The organism is Vibrio sp. 10N.222.48.A3 (assembly GCF_041475345.1).
Lineage (GTDB): Bacteria > Pseudomonadota > Gammaproteobacteria > Enterobacterales > Vibrionaceae > Vibrio > Vibrio tasmaniensis_A.
Map to the genome: position 1 here is coordinate 1 of NZ_JBFRVX010000161.1, position 3,835 is coordinate 3,835.

A 3,835-nucleotide genomic window follows, 5' to 3' on the forward strand; every position below is an offset into this window, starting at 1 on the left:
AAATTAAGCTTATTTACGGCTTCGGCTGTTTACGATTTAACTGTTGCGATGAGGCTTTTCTTAGTAGACAAGAGTATCGCGACATGAAGCCTTTTAATTAAGTGCTCTAACAGAGAAATAAATACAAAATATCATGACTGAAAAATTACCTTTAGCGTTGTTTTTAATGGGCCCAACGGCATCAGGAAAAACAGATTTAGCTATCCGCTTGCGTCAGAAATACCCGGTAGAGATCATCAGTGTCGATTCGGCGCTAATCTACAAAGACATGGATATTGGTACTGCTAAGCCGGATGCAGGAGAGCTCGCGCTCGCGCCTCATCGCTTGATTGATATTCTCGATCCAAGCGAAGCGTATTCTGCGGCTGACTTTCGTCGTGATGCGATCAGTGAAATGAATAAGATTGTAGCGGAAGGTAAAATCCCGCTACTTGTTGGTGGCACAATGCTTTACTACAAGGCATTGTTGGAAGGTTTATCGCCACTACCCGCCGCGGATCAAGAGATTCGTAAGCAGATTGAAGCGGAGTCTATTGAACAGGGTTGGCAGGCATTGCATGATCAATTAAGAGAGATAGATCCCGTATCCGCTGAAAGAATACACCCAAATGATCCACAAAGGCTTTCAAGGGCATTGGAAGTTTATCGAATTTCGGGTAAAACATTAACAGAGCTAACTCAAACGAAAGGCGATAGCCTGCCATTTCGTGTAAAACAATTTGCAATAGCTCCCAAGGAAAGGAAAGAACTCCATCGCCGCATTGAGCTGCGTTTCGAGAAGATGATAGAAGCGGGATTTGAAGATGAAATGAAAGCGTTGTACGCCAGAGAGGATCTTCACCCTGAACTACCATCGATCCGATGCGTTGGTTATAGGCAGATGTGGGATTATTTAGATGGGAATTGCGATTTAGACGAAGCGGTTTTCCGTGGTGTCTGCGCAACCCGTCAATTGGCCAAGCGACAAATCACCTGGTTACGCAGTTGGGATGATTTAACTTGGTTGGATAGCGAAAACATTGAACAGGCGTTAGAAACTCTTTCAGATGCAATAGCATCTGATTAGTATTGCTGTGTATAATGTGATCGCTTTTGCGTGAATATACTCTGGAAAGGATCAGTTGTTGAGGCTTTTAAAAATCACAGCCTTTCAATAACAACGGAGTTTTTTTATTCGTTTAGCTCAGATGCAAAGGCCGCACCTTTTTGTGCACCACTAGCTAAATAATTACAACAAAATATAAATAAGGAAAATAAAATGGCTAAGGGGCAATCGCTACAAGACCCATTCCTAAATGCACTCCGTCGTGAGCGCATTCCAGTCTCTATCTATCTTGTTAACGGCATCAAGCTGCAAGGTCAGATCGAGTCTTTCGATCAATTCGTGATCTTATTGAAGAACACAGTAAACCAAATGGTTTACAAGCATGCGATTTCTACTGTGGTTCCTGCTCGTGCAGTGAGTCACCACAGCGGCGAGCAACAACGCGCGCCATCTGATCGTCCTGAGAAGACTGAAGATTAATCGTTCAATTGATACAGCTTGCGCTGTAATAAGGAGTTGGTTGCTTGTTTGACCGTTATGAATCCGGCGAGCGAGCCGTACTTGTTCATATCAACTTCACGCAAGAGGGAGAATGGGAAGACCTGAGCGAATGTGAAATGCTGGTCTCCTCAGCGGGGGTAGAAACGCTACAAGTGATTACTGGTAGCCGACAATCCCCACTCCCTAAATACTACGTTGGAGAAGGTAAAGCCCTAGAAATCGCACAAGCTGTTCAGCTAACCGGTGCTGAAATTGTGATTTTTAACCACTCCCTCTCTCCTGCCCAAGAGCGAAACCTCGAGCAATTGTGTAAATGTCGTGTGATTGATCGCACGGGTTTGATCTTAGATATCTTTGCACAACGTGCGCGAACTCATGAAGGTAAGCTACAAGTTGAGCTCGCTCAGCTTCGTCATATCTCTACTCGATTGATTCGTGGTTGGACTCACCTTGAAAGGCAGAAAGGTGGTATTGGTCTTCGTGGTCCAGGTGAAACTCAACTGGAAACCGATCGACGTTTGTTGCGTGACCGTATAAAGGCAATATTACGTCGTTTAGCGAAAGTCGCTAAGCAGCGTGAACAAGGACGACGTGCTCGTAATCGAGCTGAAATCCCAACAATTTCTTTGGTTGGTTATACCAACGCGGGGAAATCAACACTTTTCAATCGCATCACAAGTGCTGGTGTTTATGCGGCAGACCAACTGTTTGCAACCTTAGACCCAACACTACGTAAGATTGATTTGGCAGATGTCGGGCCTGCAATTCTCGCAGATACCGTAGGTTTTATCCGCCATCTACCACACGACTTGGTCGCTGCGTTCAAGGCTACGTTACAAGAGACGCAGGAAGCTGACATTTTGTTACATGTTGTTGATGCCAGTGATGACCGCTTTCGTGAGAACATTCAGGCTGTTCATGAAGTATTAGAAGAAATCGATGCTCATGAAGTGCCAACCCTTGTAGTCATGAACAAAATTGACTGCATGGAAGACCAAAAACCTCGAATTGAAAGAGACGAAGAGGGCGCACCTCGCGCTGTTTGGGTTTCTGCAATGGAAGGAGAAGGCATTGAACTGCTGTTTGAAGCTTTAACTGAGCGTTTAGCAAGTCAAATGGTTCAATTCCGATTGTGTATTCCACATCAACATCAGGGCCGTATTCGTAGCTTATTCTTTGAGATGAAATGTATTCAACAAGAAGAGTATGATGAAAATGGTAACTTGTTGATAGGTATCCGAATGCAACAAATAGATTGGTCTAAACTTGAAAAAAGAGAAGGGGCGCTCTTAGGTGGCTTTATCGTTACCAAAGAGACTGCTACAGTATAACGTCATATCAAATGATGGAGCTTTCTAATGGCGTGGAATGAGCCTGGAAATAACAACAACGGCGATAATAACGGCCGCGATAACGACCCTTGGGGTAAGAACAATAATCGCGGCGGCCGAGATCAAGGACCGCCAGACTTAGACGAAGTGTTTAGTAAACTAAGTCAAAAGTTAGGTGGCAAGTTTGGTAAAAAAGGTGGCAACGGTAACGGGCCATCTATTGGTGGTGGCGGTGCGATTGGCTTTGGTGTCATTGCTGTCATTGCGATTGCTATCTGGTTCTTCGCTGGTTTCTATACCGTTGGCGAAGCAGAAAGAGCAGTAGTACTTCGACTGGGTCAGTTCGACCGTATCGAGGAACCTGGTCTTAACTGGCACCCACGCTTTATCGATGAAATCAAAGATGAGCAACTGGTAAACGTTCAAGCGATTCGTTCTCTACGTGCTGCTGGCACCATGCTAACGAAAGATGAAAACGTTGTGACCGTTGAAATGGGTGTTCAATACCGTGTTTCTGACCCATACAAATACTTGTATCGTGTAACGAATGCAGACGACAGTTTACGCCAAGCAACCGATTCTGCGCTTCGTGCGGTAATTGGTGACTCACTAATGGATAGTATCTTGACAAGTGGTCGTCAGCAGATTCGTCAAAGCACTCAAGAAACGTTGAACCGTATTATTGATAGCTACGACATGGGTATTCTGATTGTTGACGTGAACTTCCAGTCAGCACGTCCACCTGAGCAAGTGAAAGATGCATTTGATGATGCTATCGCGGCTCGTGAGGATGAAGAGCGTTTCGAGCGTGAAGCTGAAGCTTACCGAAATGATATTCTTCCAAAAGCAACAGGTCGTGCTGAGCGTTTGAAGAAAGAAGCGGTGGGTTACTCAGAGCGCACAGTTAATGGTGCTCTAGGTCAAGTAGCTCAGTTCGAGAAACTGCTACCTGAATACC

4 protein-coding genes are annotated in these 3,835 nt (G+C 45.0%); all 4 read left to right on the forward strand.

From position 1 onward, the window contains the following. The first annotated feature begins 133 nt into the window (after positions 1–133). Positions 134–1,066: a tRNA (adenosine(37)-N6)-dimethylallyltransferase MiaA gene (gene miaA, locus AB4653_RS05960; protein ID WP_009847880.1), complete on the forward strand. Its 933-nt coding sequence runs from the start codon at positions 134–136 to the stop codon at positions 1,064–1,066. Between the two features lie 192 nt (positions 1,067–1,258). After that, complete coding sequence (gene hfq, locus AB4653_RS05965; RefSeq protein ID WP_004735866.1) at positions 1,259–1,525, forward strand: RNA chaperone Hfq; 267 nt, start codon at positions 1,259–1,261, stop codon at positions 1,523–1,525. A gap of 44 nt (positions 1,526–1,569) precedes the next feature. Next, positions 1,570–2,877 (forward strand): ribosome rescue GTPase HflX, encoded by a 1,308-nt coding sequence (gene hflX, locus AB4653_RS05970; RefSeq protein ID WP_017101855.1) that lies wholly within the window; start codon positions 1,570–1,572, stop codon positions 2,875–2,877. Positions 2,878–2,904: 27 nt separating this feature from the next. After that, positions 2,905–3,835: FtsH protease activity modulator HflK (hflK, locus tag AB4653_RS05975; RefSeq protein WP_372103565.1), on the forward strand; the 931-nt coding region annotated here is incomplete at its 3' end.

Bases quoted from the DNA above. Each gene is read 5' to 3' on its own strand.
- miaA (WP_009847880.1), top strand. From the start codon at position 134: ATGACTGAAAAATTACCTTTAGCGTTGTTTTTAATGGGCCCAACGGCA.
- hfq (WP_004735866.1), top strand. From the start codon at position 1,259: ATGGCTAAGGGGCAATCGCTACAAGACCCATTCCTAAATGCACTCCGT.